This window comes from Cupriavidus pauculus, from assembly GCF_022179805.1.
Taxonomy (GTDB): domain Bacteria; phylum Pseudomonadota; class Gammaproteobacteria; order Burkholderiales; family Burkholderiaceae; genus Cupriavidus; species Cupriavidus pauculus_E.
Window position 1 is genome coordinate 172,049 of sequence record NZ_BPUO01000003.1, and the last position, 22,042, is coordinate 194,090.

Annotated in this window: 19 protein-coding genes; 13 read left to right on the forward strand and 6 right to left on the reverse strand. The window is 65.4% G+C overall.

Features of this window, described 5'->3' with window-relative positions:
• Nucleotides 1-264 precede the first annotated feature (264 nt).
• Nucleotides 265-2,856 (reverse strand): bifunctional aconitate hydratase 2/2-methylisocitrate dehydratase, encoded by a 2,592-nt coding sequence (acnB, locus tag MFF62_RS06945; protein ID WP_238261540.1) that lies wholly within the window; start codon nt 2,854-2,856, stop codon nt 265-267.
• 488 nt (nt 2,857-3,344) lie between these two features.
• Here acnB and fliL point away from each other — a divergent pair, with 488 nt between their 5' ends.
• The 7 genes from fliL (at nt 3,345) to fliR (ending at nt 7,894) form a co-directional block, all read left to right on the forward strand.
• Nucleotides 3,345-3,833, forward strand: coding sequence for a flagellar basal body-associated protein FliL (fliL, locus tag MFF62_RS06950; protein WP_238261541.1), 489 nt, complete (start codon nt 3,345-3,347; stop codon nt 3,831-3,833).
• Between the two features lie 149 nt (nt 3,834-3,982).
• The gene (gene fliM / locus MFF62_RS06955; RefSeq protein WP_238261543.1) at nt 3,983-4,993 is read left to right on the forward strand and encodes a flagellar motor switch protein FliM; all 1,011 of its coding nucleotides are present in this window, start codon (nt 3,983-3,985) and stop codon (nt 4,991-4,993) included.
• Complete coding sequence (gene fliN, locus MFF62_RS06960) at nt 4,986-5,456, forward strand: flagellar motor switch protein FliN (protein WP_238261545.1); 471 nt, start codon at nt 4,986-4,988, stop codon at nt 5,454-5,456. Before fliM ends, fliN begins: the two co-directional genes overlap by 8 nt.
• Nucleotides 5,453-5,986 (forward strand): flagellar biosynthetic protein FliO, encoded by a 534-nt coding sequence (gene fliO, locus MFF62_RS06965; RefSeq protein WP_238261547.1) that lies wholly within the window; start codon nt 5,453-5,455, stop codon nt 5,984-5,986. The genes fliN and fliO overlap by 4 nt, the downstream gene beginning before the upstream one ends.
• Nucleotides 5,983-6,792: a flagellar type III secretion system pore protein FliP gene (gene fliP, locus MFF62_RS06970; protein ID WP_238261549.1), complete on the forward strand. Its 810-nt coding sequence runs from the start codon at nt 5,983-5,985 to the stop codon at nt 6,790-6,792. Before fliO ends, fliP begins: the two co-directional genes overlap by 4 nt.
• 13 nt (nt 6,793-6,805) lie before the next feature.
• Complete coding sequence (gene fliQ / locus MFF62_RS06975) at nt 6,806-7,075, forward strand: flagellar biosynthesis protein FliQ (RefSeq protein ID WP_238261551.1); 270 nt, start codon at nt 6,806-6,808, stop codon at nt 7,073-7,075.
• A 33-nt stretch (nt 7,076-7,108) separates the two neighbouring features.
• Nucleotides 7,109-7,894 (forward strand): flagellar biosynthetic protein FliR, encoded by a 786-nt coding sequence (gene fliR / locus MFF62_RS06980; RefSeq protein WP_238261553.1) that lies wholly within the window; start codon nt 7,109-7,111, stop codon nt 7,892-7,894.
• Nucleotides 7,895-7,907: 13 nt separating this feature from the next.
• Here the strand turns inward: fliR and blaOXA are convergent, their stop codons facing one another.
• Nucleotides 7,908-8,759 (reverse strand): OXA-1206 family carbapenem-hydrolyzing class D beta-lactamase, encoded by an 852-nt coding sequence (blaOXA, locus tag MFF62_RS06985; RefSeq protein WP_238261555.1) that lies wholly within the window; start codon nt 8,757-8,759, stop codon nt 7,908-7,910.
• Nucleotides 8,760-8,903: 144 nt separating this feature from the next.
• Here blaOXA and MFF62_RS06990 point away from each other — a divergent pair, with 144 nt between their 5' ends.
• Nucleotides 8,904-10,559 carry a hypothetical protein gene (locus tag MFF62_RS06990; protein ID WP_238261557.1) on the forward strand — a complete coding sequence of 552 codons (1,656 nt, stop codon included), beginning with the start codon at nt 8,904-8,906 and terminating at the stop codon, nt 10,557-10,559.
• A 1-nt stretch (nt 10,560) separates the two neighbouring features.
• Here MFF62_RS06990 and MFF62_RS06995 read toward each other — a convergent pair whose 3' ends face one another.
• Entirely contained in the window at nt 10,561-12,189 is a 1,629-nt protein-coding gene (locus tag MFF62_RS06995; protein ID WP_238261559.1) for a methyl-accepting chemotaxis protein, read from the reverse strand.
• Between the two features lie 409 nt (nt 12,190-12,598).
• On the opposite strand from MFF62_RS06995, the gene MFF62_RS07000 reads away from it, so the two are divergent.
• Both MFF62_RS07000 and MFF62_RS07005 read left to right on the forward strand, forming a co-directional pair.
• Nucleotides 12,599-13,801, forward strand: a complete 1,203-nt coding sequence (locus MFF62_RS07000) for an NnrS family protein (RefSeq protein ID WP_238261561.1) — start codon at nt 12,599-12,601, stop codon at nt 13,799-13,801.
• A gap of 140 nt (nt 13,802-13,941) precedes the next feature.
• Nucleotides 13,942-14,385, forward strand: coding sequence for a nuclear transport factor 2 family protein (locus MFF62_RS07005; RefSeq protein ID WP_238261563.1), 444 nt, complete (start codon nt 13,942-13,944; stop codon nt 14,383-14,385).
• 113 nt (nt 14,386-14,498) lie between these two features.
• On the opposite strand, the gene MFF62_RS07010 is transcribed toward MFF62_RS07005, so the two are convergent.
• Nucleotides 14,499-14,765, reverse strand: coding sequence for a TFIIB-type zinc ribbon-containing protein (locus tag MFF62_RS07010; protein ID WP_238261565.1), 267 nt, complete (start codon nt 14,763-14,765; stop codon nt 14,499-14,501).
• 274 nt (nt 14,766-15,039) lie between these two features.
• On the opposite strand from MFF62_RS07010, the gene MFF62_RS07015 reads away from it, so the two are divergent.
• Together MFF62_RS07015 and MFF62_RS07020 are read left to right on the forward strand one after the other, a co-directional pair.
• Entirely contained in the window at nt 15,040-15,636 is a 597-nt protein-coding gene (locus tag MFF62_RS07015) for a biliverdin-producing heme oxygenase (RefSeq protein WP_238261568.1), read from the forward strand.
• Nucleotides 15,608-17,290: a sensor histidine kinase gene (locus MFF62_RS07020; protein ID WP_238261570.1), complete on the forward strand. Its 1,683-nt coding sequence runs from the start codon at nt 15,608-15,610 to the stop codon at nt 17,288-17,290. Before MFF62_RS07015 ends, MFF62_RS07020 begins: the two co-directional genes overlap by 29 nt.
• Before the next feature lie 85 nt (nt 17,291-17,375).
• Here MFF62_RS07020 and MFF62_RS07025 read toward each other — a convergent pair whose 3' ends face one another.
• Together MFF62_RS07025 and MFF62_RS07030 are read right to left on the reverse strand one after the other, a co-directional pair.
• On the reverse strand, nt 17,376-17,813 hold the full coding sequence (locus MFF62_RS07025) for a response regulator (RefSeq protein ID WP_238261572.1): 438 nt from the start codon (nt 17,811-17,813) through the stop codon (nt 17,376-17,378).
• On the reverse strand, nt 17,776-20,229 hold the full coding sequence (locus MFF62_RS07030; RefSeq protein ID WP_238261573.1) for an ATP-binding protein: 2,454 nt from the start codon (nt 20,227-20,229) through the stop codon (nt 17,776-17,778). The genes MFF62_RS07025 and MFF62_RS07030 overlap by 38 nt, the downstream gene beginning before the upstream one ends.
• Nucleotides 20,230-20,529: 300 nt before the next feature.
• On the opposite strand from MFF62_RS07030, the gene MFF62_RS07035 reads away from it, so the two are divergent.
• Nucleotides 20,530-22,038 carry an NCS1 family nucleobase:cation symporter-1 gene (locus MFF62_RS07035; protein ID WP_238261575.1) on the forward strand — a complete coding sequence of 503 codons (1,509 nt, stop codon included), beginning with the start codon at nt 20,530-20,532 and terminating at the stop codon, nt 22,036-22,038.
• Nucleotides 22,039-22,042 lie beyond the last annotated feature (4 nt).

Here is a 22,042-nt window from a genome sequence, read left to right on the forward strand (position 1 = left end):
GTACGGCGCCGACGTTGGTTGGTAAAACAGCCAGGAAAACGCGAGCGTCATCCACATACCCGCAGGACGCGTGCCACCAAAATGGAATCGCTCACTGATGCGGAGTACGCGCAAAAAAGAATTGGCCGGCAAGCCGGCCAATCGATACAGCGAATTTGCTCGAAGCGGTGATGCATTAGTTGACGGTCACTAGTTTCAACCGTTGCGCCAATTAGCGCTCAATAATGCACGCGCCCGTTGGTTCTCACCAGCGGGCAGTGACGATCAGACCGTCACCGTATCGGCAACTTCCTTGAAGTCTTCGATCTGGTCGAAGTTCATGTACTTGTAGATCTTGTCGCCGTTGGCGTTCAGCACGCCCATGTCGGCCATGTACTCTTCCTTGGTCGGGATACGACCCAGGCGCGAGCAGATGGCGGCCAGTTCGGCCGAACCCAGGTACACGTTCGTGTTCTTGCCCAGGCGGTTCGGGAAGTTACGCGTCGACGTGGACATCACCGTTGCACCTTCGCGCACTTGTGCCTGGTTACCCATGCACAGCGAGCAGCCCGGCATTTCGGTACGCGCACCAGCCGTTCCGAACACGCCGTAGTGGCCTTCCTCGGTCAGCTGTTTCTGGTCCATCTTGGTCGGCGGGGCCACCCACAGCTTCACGGGGATGTCGCGCTTGCCTTCCAGCAGCTTCGATGCAGCGCGGAAGTGACCAATGTTGGTCATGCACGAACCGATGAACACTTCGTCGATCTTGGCACCGGCCACATCCGACAGCGTCTTCACGTCGTCCGGATCGTTCGGGCAGGCCACGATCGGCTCGTGCACGTCGGCCAGGTCGATTTCGATCACGGCGGCGTACTCGGCGTCGGCGTCCGGCTCCAGCAGCTTCGGATCGGCCAGCCATGCTTCCATGGCCTTGATACGGCGCTGCAGGCTGCGCGGGTCCTGGTAGCCTTCGGCGATCATCCACTTCAGCAGCGTGATGTTGCTGTTGATGTATTCGATGATCGGTTCCTTGTTCAGGCGCACCGTGCAACCGGCGGCCGAACGTTCTGCCGAGGCGTCGGACAGTTCGAAAGCCTGTTCCACCTTCAGGTCAGGCAGACCTTCGATCTCCAGGATACGGCCCGAGAAGATGTTCTTCTTGCCTTGCTTGGCCACGGTCAGCATGTCCTGCTTGATCGCGTACAGCGGAATGGCGTTGACCAGGTCGCGCAGCGTCACGCCGGGCTGCATCTTGCCCTTGAAGCGGACCAGCACCGATTCCGGCATGTCCAGCGGCATCACGCCGGTGGCAGCAGCAAATGCCACCAGGCCCGAGCCGGCCGGGAAGCTGATGCCGATCGGGAAGCGGGTGTGCGAATCGCCGCCGGTGCCCACGGTGTCGGGCAGCAGCATGCGGTTCAGCCACGAGTGGATCACGCCGTCACCAGGACGCAGCGAGATACCGCCACGGGTGCTGATGAATTGCGGCAGCGTGTGGTGCGTCTTCACGTCCACGGGCTTCGGATACGCGGCGGTGTGGCAGAACGACTGCATCACCAGGTCGGCCGAGAAGCCCAGGCAGGCCAGGTCCTTCAGCTCGTCGCGCGTCATCGGGCCGGTGGTGTCCTGCGAGCCCACCGAGGTCATCTTCGGTTCGCAGTACGTGCCCGGACGGATACCCTTGTTGTCGGTCAGGCCGCAAGCACGACCCACCATCTTCTGGGCCAGCGTGAAACCCTTGCCGGTATCGACCGGGTTCTGCGGCAGGCGGAACAGCGTCGACGGGGCCAGGCCCAGTGCCTCGCGGGCCTTGGCGGTCAGGCCACGGCCAACGATCAGCGGAATGCGGCCACCGGCGCGCACTTCGTCAAACAGCACGTCGGACTTGACCTTGAATTCGGAGATCACGGCGCCGTTCTTCAGGGCCTTGCCTTCGTACGGGCGCAGTTCCACGACGTCGCCCATTTCCATCTGCGACACGTCCAGCTCGATCGGCAGCGCGCCGGCGTCTTCCATCGTGTTGTAGAAGATCGGGGCAATCTTGCTGCCCAGGCACACGCCGCCAAAGCGCTTGTTCGGCACGAACGGGATGTCTTCGCCCGTGAACCACAGCACCGAGTTGGTGGCCGACTTGCGGCTGGAACCCGTACCGACCACGTCGCCGACGTAGGCCACGAGGTGACCCTTTTCCTTCAGCGATTCGATGAATGCCACCGGGCCGCGCTTGCCGTCTTCTTCCGGCTGGAACGCCGCGCCTTCGCGCTTGTTCTTCAGCATGGCCAGCGCGTGCATCGGGATGTCCGGGCGCGTGGTGGCGTCGGGCGCCGGCGACAGGTCGTCGGTGTTGGTTTCGCCCGGCACCTTGAACACGGTGATGGTCATCGACTCCGGCAGTGCCGGACGGCTCGTGAACCACTCGGCATCGGCCCAGCTTTGCAGCACGGACTTGGCGTTGGCGTTGCCGGCGTCGGCCTTTTCCTTCACGTCATGGAAGGCGTCGAACATCAACAGCGTCTTCTTCAGCGCGTCGGCGGCGACGGTGCCCACTTCGGCGTCGTCCAGCAGTTCGATCAGCGGCGAGATGTTGTAGCCGCCCAGCATCGTGCCGAGCAGTTCGGTGGCGCGGGCGCGCGAGATCAGCGCGGTCTTTTCGGTACCCAGGGCCACGGCGGCCAGGTACGACGCCTTGACCTTGGCGGCGTCGTCCACGCCGGCCGGCACGCGGTAGGTAATCAGGTCCACCAGGGTCTGCTCTTCGCCCGCCGGCGGGTTCTTGATCAGTTCGATCAGCTCGGCCGTCTGCTTGGCGGTCAGCGGCAGAGGAGGAATGCCAAGCGCGGCGCGTTCGGCGACATGGGCGCGATAGATATCAAGCATGGGAACCTGCTGTTAATAGGGTTGTAACGGGGGTGCTGCTTTGTCTCTTGTGGGCTGACGGCGCAATGCCGCCAACTGCGCCGTGATTGTAGTCCGAAGTCCGCCGCAGATCAAACGTCTTATATCTTATATAAGAGTTAAACGAGATGATGCACGGCACCACAAGGGCTGGCGGCCGATTGGCTGTTGTAAATCCGCAGATCGCCCTGACGCAAGGGTCACAAAAGCCGGCGCGATACCTCTCCGCCTAAAAGCGCCTTATACATTACATACACGTCATGTCACGCACCGAAACGGCATGCACGTCTTAAGTTCCGCGCCCCTTTATCGTTAACCACCGTAGCAGGTGCAAATGGCGCGCCAATGCGCCCCTGCGCCCGATGCCCGCTCGCTCAAACGGCCAAGCTGAGCGGGTTTCCCCCTTTTTATCGGCCCTTTGCTTACCTGCGATTCGGGAAGAATGGCAGGCATTCCGACACAGGCATCTCATGGCGAACACGCTTTCCCCCTCCCAGACTGGCGGCACTTCGAGCAAGCGCGGCCGACTGCTGCTGATTGGCGGCGGCGTGCTGGTGGTGGTGCTGGCTGCTGGCGGCTTTTTCCTGGGCAGCATCCTTAGCAGCAATCATCAGCCGGCAGCTCCGGCTGCCCCGGTGGTGCCGCCGCCGATCTTCGTGCCGCTGGACGCGTTCACCGTGAATCTCAAGAGCGAGGACGGCGACCGCTTCCTGCACACCGGCCTGTCGCTGAAGGTAGCGGATGCCGACACCCAGGGACGTCTGGCGCAGTACCAGCCGGAAGCACGCAGCCGCATCCTGCTGCTGCTCTCGGCACGCCAGCCGGGCGATCTGGCCACGGTGGAAGGCAAGCGCAAGCTGGCCCAGGACATTCAGGCGGCGATCAGCCAGCCGTTTGCCACTGGCCTGCCGCCGCAGAAGGTGCTGGATGTCTTGTTTACTTCGTTCGTGGTGCAGTAAGTCTTGCTGTCCGCACCGCGAACTCAGAGCCAACCGATAGATATGAAACTGCCCGCCGATCAACTTCCCTGCCGCCGCGTCATGCGTGGCGTCTGAAGACTGACATGGACCGTTTCATCCTCACAGCCGTTCACGGGGCAGGACACTAGATGGCCTACGACAAGTTCCTCTCGCAGGACGAGGTAGACGAATTACTGAAAGGGGTATCGGGTGAAGCCGATACGCCCACGGCCAGCGCGCCGGTCGTCGAAGAAGGCGGCGTACGGCCGTACAACCTGGCCAACCAGGAACGCGTCGTCCGCGGCCGCCTGCACACGCTCGAAATCATCAACGAGCGTTTTGCCCGGGCACTGCGCACCGCGCTGTTCAACTTCATCCGCCGTGGCGCCGATATCTCGGTCGGCACGGTAAGGATCGAGAAGTACGGCGATTTCGTGCGCAACCTGCCGGTGCCGACCAACCTGAACCTGGTCCACATGAAGCCGCTGCGGGGCACCGCGCTGTTCGTGTACGACCCGAATCTGGTCTTCCTGGTCGTCGACAACCTGTTTGGCGGCGACGGTCGTTTCCACACTCGTGTGGAAGGCCGCGACTTCACCCAGACCGAGCAGCGCATCATCCGCCGCATGCTCGACCTGACGCTAAACAGCTACAGCCAGGCCTGGCGCACCGTGCATCCGATCGAGTTCGACTATGTCCGCTCGGAGATGCACACCAAGTTCGCCAACGTGGCCGGTCCGAACGATGCCGTGGTCACCACCGCGTTCCATATCGAACTGGGCGCGGTTGGCGGGCAACTGCATATCTGTATCCCCTTCTCGATGATCGAGCCGCTGCGCGATTTGCTGATGAATCCGCTGCAGGACGAAGTCGAGGTGGACAAACGCTGGCTCGGCCAGCTTTCCAACCAGTTGCGTGCCGCCGAAGTGGACCTGGTGGCCGAATTCACGCATCTGCGCAGCACCGTGGCCGAGGTTCTGGCCATGCGCGAAGGCGACGTGCTGCCGATCGAACTGCCCGAGAAGATCTTTGGCAAGGTCGACGGCGTACCCGTCATGCAGTGCGGTTTCGGCACCATGAATGGCCAGTACGCACTGCGCGTGGAACGAATGATCAATTACCAAGACAGCGATTCCAACAAGGAAACCGATCATGACTGACGGCACTCAGGACAAGCCGGTCGATCCGATGGACGATTGGGCCAGCGCCCTCGCGGAGCAGACCAGCGCCGAACAAACGGCGCCTGCTGCCGAAGCGGCCGCCACCACCACGGTAGCACCCGCTCCGGCCATGCCCACGGCCACGCCGGCGGCTGCCACCGTGTTCCCGCCCCTGGCACAGGAGGCGCCGAGCGGCTTTCACAACGATATCGGGATGATTCTCGATATCCCGGTGCAGCTGACCGTGGAACTGGGCCGCACCAAGGTACCCATCAAGAACCTGCTGCAACTGGCGCAGGGCTCGGTGGTGGAACTGGACGGCCTGGCCGGCGAACCCATGGACGTGCTCGTGAACGGCTACCTGATCGCCCAGGGCGAAGTGGTGGTGGTGAACGACAAGTTCGGTATTCGCCTGACGGACATCATCACGCCGTCCGAACGTATCCGGAAGCTCAACAAATGACATCCGCCTCGCGCCGGTTTGCAGCTGCCGCGCGCATTGCCTCGGTCACGGCCCTCGCGGGCCTGGCTGCAACCGGTGCGCAGGCAGCCGATGTCGTACTCAGCACTGCCCAGGCAGGCAACCCCGCCAGCAGTGCCGCAGCCAGCCATGCCTTTACCGGCAATGCGCCGGTGATCAGCAACGGTGCCAGTCTTGCCCAGGCCGGACTCGGCCTGTTCGGCGTCATCGCGCTGATCCTGGGCATGGCCTGGCTCGCCCGCCGCGTGGGCCTGGTGCGCCACGGCACGGGCAACGCCTCGATCAAGGTCGTGAACAGCCTGGCGCTGAGTGCGCGCCAGAAGGTCGTGACCGTGGAAGTGGGCGATACCTGGCTCGTGCTCGGTGTCTCGCCCAACGAAATCCGCCCGCTCCATACGTTGCCGGCCCAGCCCGACAACGGCGCGCCCGCCGGATCGCAGCCAGTCCCGCCGATGCAGGGCGGCTTTGGCGAACGGCTGATGCGCGCCATGCAGGAAAACCTCAAGAAATGAACACGCCGCGTGCCGCCGCTGTCCAGCGGCAATCCGTGAAGGCCCCCGTGCGTCCGTCGCATGTGGCTACCGCCCTGCTGGCCCTGGCGCCGCTGGCGCTGTGGCTCGCGCCCGACGCCGCGCTGGCACAGTCGCTGCCCGGCGTGACCAGCAAGGCAGCCGCAGGCGGCGGCCAGGTCTGGTCGCTGTCGATCCAGACGCTGGTCCTGCTCACGTCGCTGTCGTTCCTGCCGGCGGCCATGCTGATGATGACGGGCTTCACGCGCATCATCATCGTGCTGGGCCTGCTGCGCAACGCGCTGGGCACGGCGTCGTCGCCGCCCAACCAGGTACTGGTGGGCCTGTCGCTGTTCCTTACCTTCTTCGTGATGTCGCCGGTGCTGGACAAGGTCTACACCGACGCCTACAAGCCGCTGTCCGAGAACAAGATCAGCCTTGAGACGGCCGCGCAGCGCGCCGCCGTGCCGGTGCGCGCGTTCATGCTGCACCAGACGCGCGAAAAAGATCTGGCCCTGTTCGCGCAGATGGCCAAAACGCCGGAAATGCAGGGCCCGGACGACGTGCCGTTCTCGGTGCTGGTGCCGGCCTTCGTGACCAGCGAGTTGAAGACCGCGTTCCAGATTGGCTTCACGATCTTCATTCCCTTCCTGATCATCGACCTCGTCGTGGCCAGCGTGCTGATGGCGATGGGCATGATGATGGTGCCACCCGCCACCATTTCGCTGCCGTTCAAGCTGATGCTGTTCGTGCTGGTCGATGGCTGGCAACTGCTGCTGGGGTCCCTGGCGCAGAGTTTCTTGAACTGAGCGGAGCCCGCACATGACACCCGAAATGGTCATGACCATCGCCACGCAGGCGATGAAGATGACGCTGATGCTGTCGGCCCCGCTGCTGCTGGTGGCGCTGGCGGCCGGCCTGGTCGTGAGCCTGTTCCAGGCCGCGACCCAGATCAACGAAATGACGCTGACGTTCATTCCCAAGCTCATCGCGCTGTTCGTGACGATGGTGCTGATCGGGCCGTGGATGATCAACACGTTCGTCGACTACATGCGCGAAGTGTTCCAGGGCATTCCCGCCCTGGCGCACTGACGCCTTACCCACCCACAGCAGGACACAGGCGCCGTGTTCGAGGTCACCACCGACCAGATGTATGGGTGGATCGCCGCCTTCCTGTGGCCGATGTTCCGGCTGCTGGCGCTGATCGCCACCGCGCCGCTGTTCAGCGAATCCACCATCCCGCGCCGCGCCAAGATCCTGCTGGCCGCCGCGCTGGCCACGATCGTGTCGCCCACGATCAGCAACATCCCCACCGCGCCAATCTACTCGTACGAGGGCCTGCTCGTCGTCATGAACGAACTGGGCATCGGCGTGGCCATGGGCTTCACGATGCGGCTGGTCTTCGCGGCGGTGCAGATGGCCGGCGAAGTCATCGGCCTGCAGATGGGTCTGTCGTTCGCGGCGTTCTACGACCGGTCCTCGGGCGGCCAGACCATGGTGCTGTCGCGCTTTCTCAACATCGTGGCCACGTTGATGTTCCTGTCGCTGGACGGCCACCTGATGATGCTTGCCGCGCTGGTCGACAGCTTCCAGGGCGTGCCGATCGCCGCCGTTCCGCTGTCCGGCAACGGCTGGGGCATGGTCGCGCGGGCCGGGTCCACAGTCTTTGCATCGAGCACGCTGCTGGCGCTGCCGATGATCGCCGCGCTGCTGACGCTGAACCTGGCCATGGGTATCCTGAACCGCGCCTCGCCGCAACTGTCGATCTTTGCCGTGGGCTTCCCGGTGACGCTGCTGGGCGGCATGCTGGTGATGGTGCTCTGCATGCCGCAGATGGGCGTCTACATGCAGCATCTGGTCGATACCGGCCTGGAAGCCGCGGGCATGGTGATCAACCAGCTGGCGCCCTAGTCAGCCGCGCCGGTCAGGGCAGCGCGCCCACCTGCTTGAGCACCGCGCGGGCAATCTCCTGCCGTTTGGCGCCGACTTCCGGCCGGGGCATGTCCAGATTCATCGCGAACACGTAGGTATCGTCGCCGCGCGTGACCCAGCCCACCCACCAGCCCACGTCCACCCTGCCCGCCGTCGACCAGCCGGTCTTGGCGCGCAGCGTGTATTCCGGCGTGCGCTCGATGGTCAGGATGTCGTCGAGCGCTTCGAAGCTGTGCTCCGAGATCAGTGGCACCTTGTGCGCTGCCGCGCGGCTCAGGAAGTCCACCTGCTGGTAGGTATTGATCTGCAGGTGCCCGTTCAGCCAGAACCGGTCGATCGGCCCCTCGGCATCGGCATTGCCGAAATGCGCGGCGGTCAGGTACTTGCGGTACTGCGCCGTGCCCACACGGCGCGCCAGCGCCTGGTATGCCGGCACGCACGAGTTCTTCAGCGCCACGCGTAGCGGCACTTCGCCATTGCAGACCTCCGGCAGGATCGGCTTGCCGTGGTGCATCCATACCTTGCCGTCCCACGGCAGCTTGTCGTTGTCGACATCGGCCACGGCACCGGTCTCCAGGCCGATCAGCGTATTGAAGATCTTGAACGTCGAGGCCGGCGAGTAGGCCGTGGCGGCGCGCGCCGGGTTGTAGCTCAGCATCCGCTGGCGGCGTACGTCGTACACCACCATCGTGCCGTCAACGCCGGCGGCATCGAACAGCGCCTTGGCGTCGAGCGGCACCTCGGGCGAGGCCGTATTGGCTGTATTGGCCGCATGGGCCACGCCGGCCAGCAGCCATGGCATCAGGGACAGGGTCAGGAAAAGTCGGGCTAGTCTGTTTCGCATATCAACACGCTATGGTCTTGTGGTTGTGAGGGTTGTCGTCATGCAGACGGTTGGCAATCCAGGCCCGGATCGTGGTGCGGAGAATAGGTGCTGGCCTGAAAGTCGCCAACCGCCGCCGCTGTAACACGCGTAACATCGCCACCCATGCCCGCCTCCACATTCGTCCATATTGACCTGTCCGGCCCATACCGCGTGGACAGCCACACCGCGCGCTACCAGTCGGTCTGGCTGCTGGCGCGGATCTGGCTGGCCGCCGCGCGCGATGGTGAAGACCTTGGCGTGGCCACGGTGCGCACGCGCTTTGCCGATGCGGCGAATGTGCGCATGATCGTCTCGCGCGCGTTCTCGGATTTCGCACATTGGCGGGTACCGGTGGGATGGGGTGCCGACAAGGGCGTCGGCATTTCCGGCCTGCGCGCCGATGGCCGCAGCCGGGGTCCGTTCTGGATGTCCGCCGCCACGGCTCGCCGGCTGAAATTCGCGGTCCATGGCAAGCCGCTCGGCCCCGCAGGCGTGGCCCGCTGGCTCGGACAGGCGCCGGCCGGCGACGCGGCACCGCCGCCGCAAGCCAGCGAGGGCCTGCACTACGTGATGCGCGACATGGCGTTCTGGCGCCATCTAACCCAGGCGATGCGCGGTGCGCAGGACGGCTTTGCGGGCGTGATCGACCACGGCGTGGCCGAGTCGTTTCGCGCCGCGCAACGCAGCGCCGCCGACGACTTCCAGCAGGCGCTGTCCCTGCTCAAGGAAAGCCTGGCATGGCGCCGCAGCGACCGCCTGGACAAGAGCCGCGCGGCGCTACGGGGGTTCGAACGCATCGTCGTGGCGGGCGGAGTCAATGCGGCATTGCCGACGTTTGCAGCGATGGCGCATGTGGTGCGCGCGTGGGAACACTATGCACGCGGAGACCTCGATGCCGCGCAGGGCGAACTGGTGCGCCTGTCGGGCGATGCCGAACTGCGGCCCGTGGTGCGCTACAACCCGCGCGTCCGCTTCGAGACGCTGAACCTGGAAGCGCTGGTCAACAAGAGTCTTGCCTTGCGTCCGGAACAGCCCGAGCCCACGGCTGCAGGCACGTCGCAACGACAGGACGCCGCGCGGCGCGCGCTCGACGCATTCTCTGGCGCGCTGCAGGCCGCATACGAGGCCGATTCAGTCGATGCGGTCCAGCACGCGGCAGCCAATATCGGCTGGTCGCTATGGTTGTTCTGGCAATACCGGCTGGTCGACGAAGCGCGGGCGATGCCGGCCGGCGACGTGCAACGGCAGGCCATGCGCTGGCTAGGGCTATCGGAATGGATCTGCGACCGCTTTGGTGTGGGCGGTGGGTCGGCCTGGAACACGATCTTCCTGCTTCGCGTGGCCCGTGGCGAGGGGAGCGAGGGAAGTGACAACGCGCAGCCATCGCTGGCCGCGTTCCGCGCGCTGCAGCCGCTCACGGTAGCGGCGGCCATCGATGCGCTGCGGCCTTTCCACGCGCCATTCGCGCCGGCCAAGGGTTTTGTCAGATGGTCGTCGGTGGCCGCCTTCGCGCTGGAGGAGCACGATACCGGCCGCGTGCGCTACAACGCGCTGCAGTTGGCCAACCTGCTGCTGGAATCGGCCTGGTACCTGACGCACGAACAGGGTGCATCGGCCCAGGCCTATGCGGCCATGGAGCGCCTGGCCACGCAGCTCGGCACGTTGCGCGCCGCCGAGCGCGGGTTCTTTCACGCGGAGATCCGCGCGTTTCCGCCCGAACTGCGCGCGGCCGCCGCCGAGGCGGCACGCGCGCGGCGCGGGCGTACGGCAGCGGCCTGAATCAGGCCTGGCCGTAGGCCACGCCGCCCGGCACGCGACGCCGCTCGCGCCCGTCGCGCAGCGCCACGGCACTGCCCGGCAGTTTGAAGAAGGCCACCGCGTCGGTCAGCATCCGGCCCTGGTCCTCCAGCGACTTCGATGCCGTGGCGGCTTCGTGCACCAGCGACGCATTCTGCTGCGTGACCTGGTCGATCTGCACGATGGCCTGGTTCACCTGCTCGATGCCGCGATTCTGCTCGGCGGAAGCCGCCGCGATCTCGCCCACGATATGCGTCACCCGCGCCACCGCCTCGGTCACCTCGGCCATGGTCTGGCCGGCCTCGCTGGCAAGCGTGGAGCCGGCCTGCACCTGCGCCACCGATGCATCGATCAGTTCCTTGATCTCCTTGGCGGCATTCGACGAGCGCTGCGCCAGGTTGCGCACCTCGCTGGCCACCACGGCAAAGCCACGGCCCTGCTCGCCGGCACGGGCGGCCTCCACCGCTGCGTTGAGCGCCAGGATATTGGTCTGGAACGCAATGCTCTCGATGATGCCGGTGATGTCGGCGATCTTCGACGAACTCGCGCTGATGCCCTCCATCGTGTCCACCACGCGGCTCACGGTGCCGCTGCCCTGCTGCGCCACGTCGGCGGCACTGCGCGCCAGTTCGCTGGCATGCCGCGCGTTCTCGGTGTTGTGGCGCACCGTGGCCGTCAGTTGCTCGATGCTGGCGGCGGTTTCCTCCAGCGACGCGGCCTGCTGCTCGGTGCGGCTCGACAGGTCCATGTTGCCGTTGGCGATCTCGCCCGTGGCCACGCCGATATTGGCGCTGCTTTCGCGCACGCGCGACACGGTTTCGGCCAGGCGGTCGTTCATGTCGCGCAGCGCGGCCAGCAGGCGGCCGGGCTCGTCCTGCGAATCCACTTCGATATGCATGCCGACTTCGCCACGCGCCACGGTGCGGGCCACCTCGACGGCGCGCTGGATCGGGCCGGTGATGGCGCGCGTCAGCAGCAGCCCGCCAAAGATGCCGAACGCCACGGCGGCAATCGCCACCGCGATCAGGAACAGCCGCTGGCGTGAGTAGTCGTCGTCGAGCTGGCGGATCATCTCGTTCTGGCGCTCGCGCGTGAATTCCGCGTAGCCGGTGGTGGCCTTGATCAGCGCGGCCAGCAGCGGACGGCATTCGGCGTTCATCTTGGCGACGGCGGCGTCCTTCTTGCCGTCGAGCGCCAGCGCGACGATATCGGTGGCCACCGGGCCGTAGCGCGACTCGATGCGGTCGACTTCGGCCACCAGCTTGCGCGCGCCTTCGCTGACGCCCTCGGCCATGATCATCTGCTTGAGCTTGCCCAGGCGTTCCTGCACGTCGCCATGCGCCTTGAACACCTCGGCCTTTTCCAGGTCGAGATCAGCCTGGGTGGTTACCAGCACAAGGTTGCGCGCGGCAATGGCCCGCTGGTCCACGGCCGCCCTCACCTGCGACGCCACCTCGGCCCGGGCGTTGAGCCCGTTGATATAGGCGGAGAACCCGTCGGTGGATCGGCTCAGCGCGCGCAGCGACAGGCCAGACACCACCAGCACGGTGAGCGCCAGCATGCCAAACCCCGCCAGGAGCTTGGTCTTGATCGATAGATCTCGAAGTTTCACGGTCCTTCCCCTCTCTGTTTCCCGATTGATGGCCCTGACGCTGGACCGAAGGCGATTCATGCCACGACAGGTGTCATGGCACAGGCATCGCTGAGGTACCCGTTCAAAAGGCTTGGCAACGGCGTCATGGCGCCGCGCCTTGTAATGTCTGCTTTGTCTGGCTAACGGGCGGACAAGGGCTCGATTTACCCCTACGCGCGGAGGGGATGCGCCCAAAATGCATAGGTGCTTTCACTTACGCAACGCGTTGCAGTCACTGTTTCATCACTCCTACATCACGATTTCGCCGTCATCGAATCATTAAATTGCATTTAACATGCATCTTTCCTAGAATCCAATACGTCACACCGCGACATACCGTCTGCTTACACCGCATCCCTGCATCCGTATCCATCAGCCGCACCTCATCATGTCCGTCCTGCTGCAGATCTCCCCTCCCTCGCGCACGCCCAGCTATCGCGGCCTGCCTGTCCTGGCCCTCGGCTTCCGTCCGTTCTACCTGCTGGCCGCGACGTTCGGCGCACTGGCCATAGCCATGTGGGTGGCCATCTATCTGGGCTGGTGGGTGCCGGCCAGTCAGCCGTGGCTGGGCGCCATGGCCTGGCATGCGCACGAAATGGTGTTCGGGTTCGCCGCCGCTGTGGTGATCGGCTTCCTGTTCACGGCCGGCAAGAACTGGACGGGCATTCAGACGCCGCAGGGCGCCTGGCTGGGCGCGCTGGTGGGCGTATGGCTGCTGGCGCGCGTGCTGATGTGGACCGGGCCGGCATGGGCCGCCATTGCCACGGACGTCGCGCTGCTGCCGCTGTGCAGCCTGAGTTTCTTCCTGATCCTGCGCCGCGCGAAGAGCCAGCGAAACTACGGGCTGGCCATCGCGCTGGGCGTCATGGGCGCGCTCAACATCGGCTTTCATGCGGCCGCGCTGTCGGGCCGCATCGACTGGTCGCTGCACGCGGCCGAGGCGGCGACCGGCCTCGTGGCCATCTTCGTGACCGTGATCGGCGGCCGCGTGATCCCGATGTTCACCGCCAATGCCATTCCGGGCGTGCGCATCCGCCGCTGGCAGATCGTGGAGCGTGGCGTGATCGTCCTGACACTACTGGCCACGCTGGCAGCCGCCCTGCAGGCTCCGGTGTGGCTGACCGGCGTGCTGGCGCTGGGCGCCGCCGCCGCCCACGGCACCCGCCTGTATGGCTGGGACCCGCTGCGCACGTGGCGCAAGCCCATCGTCAGCATCCTGCACGTGGCCTACGCATTCCTGCCGATTGGCTTCCTGCTCATCGCCGCCGCTTCGGCCGGCTGGCTCGACCGCTCCACCGCACTGCACGCGCTGACCGTGGGCGTGATCGGCTGCGCGATCATCGCCATGGTCACGCGCACCGCCCTGGGTCACACGGGCCGTCGGCTGGAGACGGGCCGCATGGAACATCTGGCCTACCTGTTCATGACGCTGGCCGCTGTGGTGCGGGTGGCCGGGCCGCTCTGGCTGCCGTCGTACAAGCCCGAGGCCGTGGCGCTGGCCGGTGCGCTTTGGGTGCTGTCGCTGGTGCTGTACGTGATCAAGTACGCACCGTTCCTGACACGCCCGCGCATCGACGGCAAGGAGGGCTAGCACCCGGTGTCTCCCGGCCGCAACCGAACGTGTTGCGGCTCGAATTGCTGTGATACGATGACCTACAACTTAACGCGAAGACCATCCGCGTAGGTTGCCCTCATCCACACCCTCGAAATTCAGAACAAACGGGAGACATCATGCGTAAATTCACCGCGGCGCTGGGCGCCGCCGTTCTGCTTGGCATCGCCGCCGCGCCGGCACTGGCGCAATCGGGCGAGACCCAGGCCGTCACCTCCGCCGCCGAAAAGCTGCGCGTCGCCATGGTCGACCCCGACCAGGCAACGCTGTCGGGCCTGGTAGCGGAATCGCTGAGCTACGGCCATTCGGGCGGCCGCATCGACACCAAGACCAGCTTTATCGGCGATCTGCTCGACAAGAAGTCGGACTTCGTCAGCATCAACATCACAGAACAGAGCGTGAACGTGAACGGCGATGTCGCGGTGATCCGTCACACCCTGTCCGGCGAAACGCTCGACAGCGGCAAGTCGGGCACGGTCCTGCTGAAGGTGCTGCAAGTCTGGCAAAAGCAGGGCGGCCACTGGAAGCTGATTGCCCGCCAGGCCGTCAAAGCCGCCGCGTAAGCTGGCGCGTGCCTGTATGGAAGACCAGACATTGATACGATGTCTGATGTCTTGAGGCAGCAAGAAGGGCGCATCCATCGGATAGCGCCCTTTTTCATTGCGATTGAAATGGCTCAGTCGAAGATCTCGTAGAGCCAGGACTTCTTGCGTTTGTCATAGCCGTGGTGGCCGCGATGGTCGCCGTGATAGGCGGGCGACGCGTGCCGCTCGCGCGGCGCTGACGCCTGAGCCGGGGGCGTGGCCATGGTCGAGCGCTCGAGGATCTTGTCCAGCTCGCCACGGTCCAGCCAGACACCTCGACATTGCGGACAGTAGTCGATCTCAACGCCCTGGCGATCCGCCATGGTCAGCGTTGTATCGGGACAGGTCGGGCATTTCATTGAGAACTCCTTCGGACGGCTGCGCACGGGGCGCGGTACGGGCCATTCTATGGTCGGCATCCGCGGTGTGCCGCGCATGACGCAATTGTCATGGCCCCGTCATCGGACGCCGCGGAACCGCCCCGTGCGATAGGCATGAAACGCCGCAAATACGCTGCCGGTGGTGGAGTCCTGTACGATGTGGGCTTGCTGTCCTCGTGCGCGTTTGACGAAGACGGCCCACCGGCGCAAGCACCAATGGCGCGACTTTCAGGACCATCGGATCATCACCCGCGTGACTGAACACTCGACCCCATCTCACGATGTGCTGGCTTCGCTGCGCACCGCTACCTCCGCCCTGCACGACAAGCTGGACCGCGCCATGCCGCTGTCCCACGGCACGCCCACGCTGGACGACTATCGCGATCACCTGCTGATCCTGCGCGCGTGGCTGGCGCCACTGGAAACGTGGCTGGCCGGGTTCGGCGATGGCCCGCAAGACCCCGCGCTGCTGCCGGCCGCGATGCGCACGCCGATCCTGCGCCAGGACCTGGCGCATCCGGCGACACCGCCGGGCGGCGTCACGGTGCCCGACATCGACGTCGGCACGCTGCCCGCCGATGCCGCCTACCGCTGGGGCCTCTGCTACGTCATCGAGGGCTCGCAGCTGGGCGGTGCCGTGCTGTACCGGCAACTGGCCGAACGTCTGGCGCCGCATCCGCTGCAGTACCTGGGTGCCGGCAGAACGCCCGGGCCGCGCTGGCAACAGTTCATCCACGCGTTGCGCGCCAATGTGCGCGAGCCTGCCGAGATCGCGCAGGCCTGCGCTGGCGCCAAACGGGCGTTCGAGGATCTGCTCGATCGTGTGCCCGCCACCGCCGGTGCCCGGTAACCGCGCGAACCGCACGATGGAAGGCGCCGAACTCCAACGCTCGCAAGACCCTTCGCTCGATACCGCATCGCTGTTCGACGCCCTGCCCGAGTCCTACCTGGTACTGAACGCGCGGCACGAGGTGGTCGAGGCCAACACGCGCTACCTGGCCATGGCGGGCCGCACGCGCGGCGATGTCATCGGCAAGTCGGTGTTCGACATCAACCCGACGCAGTCCGAAGCCCAGATGCGGGCGCGCCGCGAATGGCTGCTGGCCACGCTCGACAACCTGGCCGAAGGCGAATCGCGCATGTCGCCGCTGATCCGCTACGACGGCCATCCGGCCGGCAGCGGCAACGGCGAGCGCTACTGGCAAGCCAAGGCGACACGGCTGGCGGATGCCGATGCCGCGGGCGCGGCATTCGTGCTGCAGGTCACCGATGTCACCGACCAGATCGTGCAGACCGAGCAGAACCGGCGCGAGCACGCCAAGCTACGGTCGCAGGCCAGGTTGCGGCAGGTGCTGGTGCAGGAAGCCAACGCCGCGCTGCAAACCCACCGCGAGCAACTGGAACAGCTACTGTCGTTTGCCAAGGTCGGGGCGTGGGAGCTGGACATGGCCACCGGCTTCATGGTCTGCACCGACCAATGCAAGGCCAACATGGGATTGCGCGCCGACGACACCATCGACGAGGCGCGGGTGTTTGGTGAACTCATGCACACCAACGACCGTGCCGGTGTGCGCGCCGCCATGGACCATGCCATCGCGTCGCGCACGCATTTCGAGGTCGAGTACCGCGTGATCTGGCAGGACGGCACCCTGCACTGGCTGATGTCGCGCGGCGCGGCCCACTTTCTCGACGACGGTTCGGCGCAGACGCTGATCGGCTTCACGATCGACATCACGGCACGCAAGGCGTCCGAACTCCACTACCAGGCGGTGGCCGAGGAGGAGCAGCGCGCCCGCGAGGTCAGCGAGCGCGGCGCCCGCGCCATGGACCACTTTGTGGCGGCGGTCAGCCATGAACTCCGTTCGCCGCTGCACGCCATCCTGTGGTGGACCACGCTGCTGAAGCGCGGCACCGACCCGACCCACGTGCAACGCGCCGCAGAGGTCATCGAACGCAATACGCGCCAGTTGGCCCGCATGGTCGACGACCTGCTGGACAGCGGCGCCATTGCCACCGGCAAGCTGTCGGTGGACCTGCGCCCGCTGGACATGGCGGCCCTGGCGGCCACCGTGGCCGAAGACCTGCGCCTGGACGCCGAATCGCGCAACGTCACGCTGGTGGTGACGCCCGCCCTGCCCTGCCCGGTCATGGCGGACGAACACCGGCTCAAGCAGGTGGTGCTGAACCTGCTGACCAACGCGTTGAAATTCGCCGAGCGCGGCACCGTGGAGCTGACCGTATCGGCCGATGGAGAACATGCGGTGATGTCGGTGCGCGACTCCGGCGTGGGCATTTCACCAGAGGCCCTGGAACGGATCTTCGAGCGGTTCGAGCAGGCCCACCGCGATCACGCCAACCGCGCGCCGGGCCTTGGGCTGGGACTGTGGATGGTCAAGAATCTGGTGCTGATGCACAACGGCAGCGTCACCGCGCACAGCGAGGGGCTGGGAAAGGGTTCGACGTTCCGGGTGCGCCTGCCGGTGGCGGGGCAGGTGCAAAGCTGATCCCTTGGGTTTTGCTCCCCTCTCCCACATGTGGGAGAGGGGAGCAAACTGGTCAGTCAGCAAAATCACCTCGCCTCAACGCGCATCACCGCGTATAAGGCGGCGGCTCATTCAACACCGCCCAGAACACCCCCAGATCATTGATCGCATCCATGAAGTCGTCGAACTCCACCGGCTTCACAACGTAGGCATTCACGCCAAGGTCATAGCTCTTCAGCAGATCGCGTTCCTCTCGCGACGACGTGAGCATCACCACGGGCACGCGGCGAAGCTGGTCGTCGGCGCGCACCGCGCGCAGTACCTCGTGGCCATCCACCTTGGGCAACTTCTTGTCCAGCAGGATCACCGCCGGATTTTCTTCCGGACGGTCGGCATAGGCGCCCTCGCGGCGCAGGAAGTCGAGTGCTTCGGCGCCGTCGCGAACGGACACCACCGGGTTGGCCAGCCGGCTCTTCTCCAGCGCGATCAGCGTCAGTTCGATATCGTCAGGATTGTCTTCCACCAGCAGGATCGGCCTCAGCACGCTCGCTCTCCAAGTTTTTTGCATCTTTCAGCACTGGCCGGTAAGGCTGGCCCGACGACACGGCGGCAAGGCGGGCCGCGGCCTCGGCTGCGGTTTCGTTGACGCCAGTCGTCCCTTCGGGCACGAAATCGCGCGGCAGCGAGAACCAGATCGTGGCCCCGCGATCCATCTCGCCCTCGGCCCAGGCAGTGCCGCCATGGCGCTCCACAATGCGCCGCACGCTGGCCAGGCCGATACCGGTGCCCGGAAACTCCTCCACGCGATGCAGGCGCTGGAACACGCCGAACAGCTTGTCGGCGTAGCGCATGTCGAAACCCACGCCATTGTCGCGGACAAAGAATACATCCTGGCCGGCCAGTTCGCCCTCGCCCGGCTGCATGCCGACCTCGATGGTCGCAGCCGCCGCGTCGGGCTCCACGCCGCGCGTGCCGGTGAATTTTATCGCGTTGGCGATCAGGTTCCGCAACACCACGTCCATCAGCACCGGATCGGCAGTGACTTCGCCGAGCGCTCCGACCTTGTACTGCAGCCGGCGCGTGCCGATCTCCTTCGATTCCTCCGCCAGCAGGCGCTCCGCCAGCGCGCGCAGGTCCACGCGTTGCGGCCGCAGGGCCGCGCGGCCCATCTGCGAAAACGCCAGCAGGTCGTCCACGAGCTTGCCGCCAAAACGGGCCTGCGCAATGATGCGCTCGACAAAATGCCGGCCACGGTCCGACAGCCGGCTCTGGTCCATCTCGCGCAGCAGATCGGCGAATCCGACGATATGGCGCAGCGGCGCGCGCAGGTCATGCGACACCGAATACGAGAACCCTTCGAGCTCGCGGTTGACGCGTCCAAGCTCCAGCGCCAGTTGCGCCAGTTCCTCGGCGCGGCGCAGCACGATGCCCAGCAACGCCCCGCGAAACTCCGTGGCGATCTCCAGTTCGGCCGCGCGCCACGGATCAGACCTGCCACGCACGGTCTGCGTCCAGACCTCGAAACTTTCGCGTGGCGACAGCGACACCGACAGTCCCGACAGCTTGGCGCGCGGATCGCCCGCCCAGCGGATTGTGCGCACTACCTCGCCACGGAACCAGATCACGTAATTGCGGAACAGGCGCGACAGCGGCACCACCAGCATGCCCGCCGCCTCTGGCCCCGCGCCCTGCGCGGCGGCCTCGGGCCACTCCTCGGCCAGATGGTCGGTGGCGTGGACGTCGTCACCGCGCGTATCCAGCCACGTCAGCAACTTCTCTACCACCTCGTCCGGCGGCGCGTCGCCAAACCGCACGATGCGCCCTTCGAACACCGCCACCGCGCCCGTGGCGCCCACCAGTGCCAGCAGGTCGTCGCCCTCGGCCTGGATCGCATCGACAAAGTCATCGGTATTGGCCATCGATGCCAGCAGCCGCGCCTGCCGCTGGCGCAACGCCAGCCGGTAGCTGGCCTCGGCGTGGTCCTCCTTGGCCTCCACCTGCAGCGACAGTACCTGCGCGATGTGCTCGCACGCGGTGCGCACCTCGAACGACGGCACGCGCGCCGTGTCGTGGTGGCACGAGATCAATCCCCACAGGCGGCCGCGCACGACGATCGACATCGACATCGACGCCCACGTGCCCATGTTCTTCATGTACTGCACATGCACGGGCGAGATGCTGCGTAGCGATGCGTAGGTCAGGTCGGTGGGCTTCCCGGTGTCCGGGTGCTGCGCGGGCACCAGTGGGGCGGCCACGTAGTCGGCGTCGGCAATCAGCCGGATACGGTTGCGCACGTACAGCGCGCGGGCCTGCTGCGGGATGTCGGATGCCGGAAAGCGCTGGCCCAGGTAGCTCGCGTAGCCGGGGTCCAGCGACTCGGCCAGCACGTGGCCGTGCCCTTCTTCGTCGAACGCGTACACCATGGTGCGGCCGAACCGCGTGATGCGATGCACTTCCTCGGCGGCCAGCCGGGCCAGCCCGTCCACGTTGTCCACGGCCTGCAGGCTGTTGATGAAGGTGCGCACCAGCGGGTAGATCGACGCGAACACATCGGCAGTACCGTGCGCGGGCTCGAACTCGACGATGTGCAGGCCCTGCCATACATGCACCACGATGGCCAGCGGCGACCTGCGGGTAGCGGCATCGGCCCGGCCGCGCGGATCCTCGATCGATCCGGCGTACAGCGGAATGCCCTCGATGTTCAACGTGGCCAGCGCGTCCAGCGCCAGCCGGGCGCCGTCGCCAATCAGCGCGGCCAGCGGCTGGCCCAGCAGTTGATCGGCCTGATCAGGGTCCTTGCCCGCCAGCAACGCCGTGTTGCGGCTGGCCTGGACGATGGTGCCCGCGGCATCGACGCTGACCAAAAAGCCGTGGGGCTGGATACCGCCGGGAATATGTATCGGTTCCTTGGCGCAATCCGCCGCCAGTGCAACCGGCGCGGACGTGGAATCGTGAACCATGCTTGCTCCGCCAGAAGGCATGCGCGGATTTTGGCACAGGCCCGTGCTGCCTGCCCGCTTTGTGTGGAATTGACCGCACCCCACGGGCCGCCCACAAGGCCGTCCGTAAAAGTTACAAGCCGCCCGCGTCACCCTCCGCTAGGTATCTACCCGCATCAGCCGGGCGTTATGTTGACAATCCATTTTCCGTGATCTACAACTTCGTACACAAACAAAAACGATTTTGTAGACAATTTTGTAGTCACAACGAAATCAGCGATGACCCGTGCATGTACGCGGGGCCACCAACGGAGACACCAAATGCCAGTGACAGCTTCACCCGCCGTCGATACCATCGGCACGCACGCCCCCGAAAGCAACGCCGTGATCAAGCCAGGCTACGACGAGCGGCTGACCAATGAAGACCTTGCCCCGTTGCGCAAGCAGACCTGGGGCACGTACAACATTTTTGCGTTCTGGATGTCCGACGTGCACAGCGTGGGCGGCTACATCACCGCTGGCAGCCTGTTCGCGCTGGGCCTGTCGAGCTGGCAGGTGCTGGTGGCGCTGCTGATCGGCATCCTGATCGTGCAGTTCTTCTGCAACCTCGTGGCCAAGCCCAGCCAGGTCACCGGCACCCCGTACCCGGTGATCTGCCGCGCGTCGTTCGGCGTGCTGGGCGCCAATATTCCGGCCATCATCCGCGGCCTGATCGCGGTGGCCTGGTACGGCATCCAGACCTACCTGGCATCGAGCGCCTTCCTGGTGCTGGCGCTGCACTTCTTCCCATGGCTGGCACCGTATGCCGACCTGAAGCAGCACGGCTTCGCCGGGCTCTCCACGCTGGGCTGGGCCGCGTTCATGACGCTGTGGGTGCTCCAGGCGCTGGTGTTCTGGACCGGCATGGAGACCATCCGCAAGTTCATCGACTGGGCCGGCCCCGCCGTGTACGTAGTGATGATCGCGCTGGCCATCTGGCTGATCAACAAGGCCGGCATCGAGAACGTGAACTTCACGCTGAGCTTCCTGAAGTACCAGGGCTGGGATGCGGTGCCCGTGATGCTCAGCGCGATTGCGCTGGTGGTGTCGTACTTCTCGGGCCCGATGCTGAACTTCGGCGACTTCTCGCGCTATGCCAAGGACTTCAAGTCGGTGAAGCGCGGCAACTTCTGGGGCCTGCCGATCAACTTCCTGGGCTTCTCGCTGCTGGTGGTGGTGACCACGTCGGCCACGCTGCCGGTGTTCGGCAAGCTGATCACCGACCCGGTAGAGACCGTCAGCCATATCGACAACACGTTTGCGATGCTGCTGGGCGCGTTCACGTTCATGACCGCCACCATCGGCATCAACATCGTGGCCAACTTCGTCTCGCCTGCGTTCGACTTCTCCAACGTGTCGCCCAAGCACATCAGCTGGCGCACGGGCGGCATGATCGCCGCGGTGGCGTCGATCTTCATCACGCCGTGGAACCTGTACAACCACCCGACGATGATCCACTACACGCTCGACGTGCTGGGCGCGTTCATCGGCCCGCTGTTCGGCATCCTGATCTCTGACTTCTTCCTGGTGCGCCGCCAGCGCGTGGTGGTGGACGACCTCTACACCATGCGCAAGACCGGCCGCTACTGGTACAGCCGGGGCTATAACCCGACCGCCGTGGCCACCATGATTCCGTCGGCCATCGTCCCGGTGCTGTGCGTGGTGATCCCGACCTGGCAGTGGCTGGCCAACTACAGCTGGTTCATCGGCATGGGCATTGCTTTGGTCCTGTACCGCGTGCTTGCCGTGCGGATGATGCCGAGCCATGTGGCCGACGCCCACCAGGACTGATTTC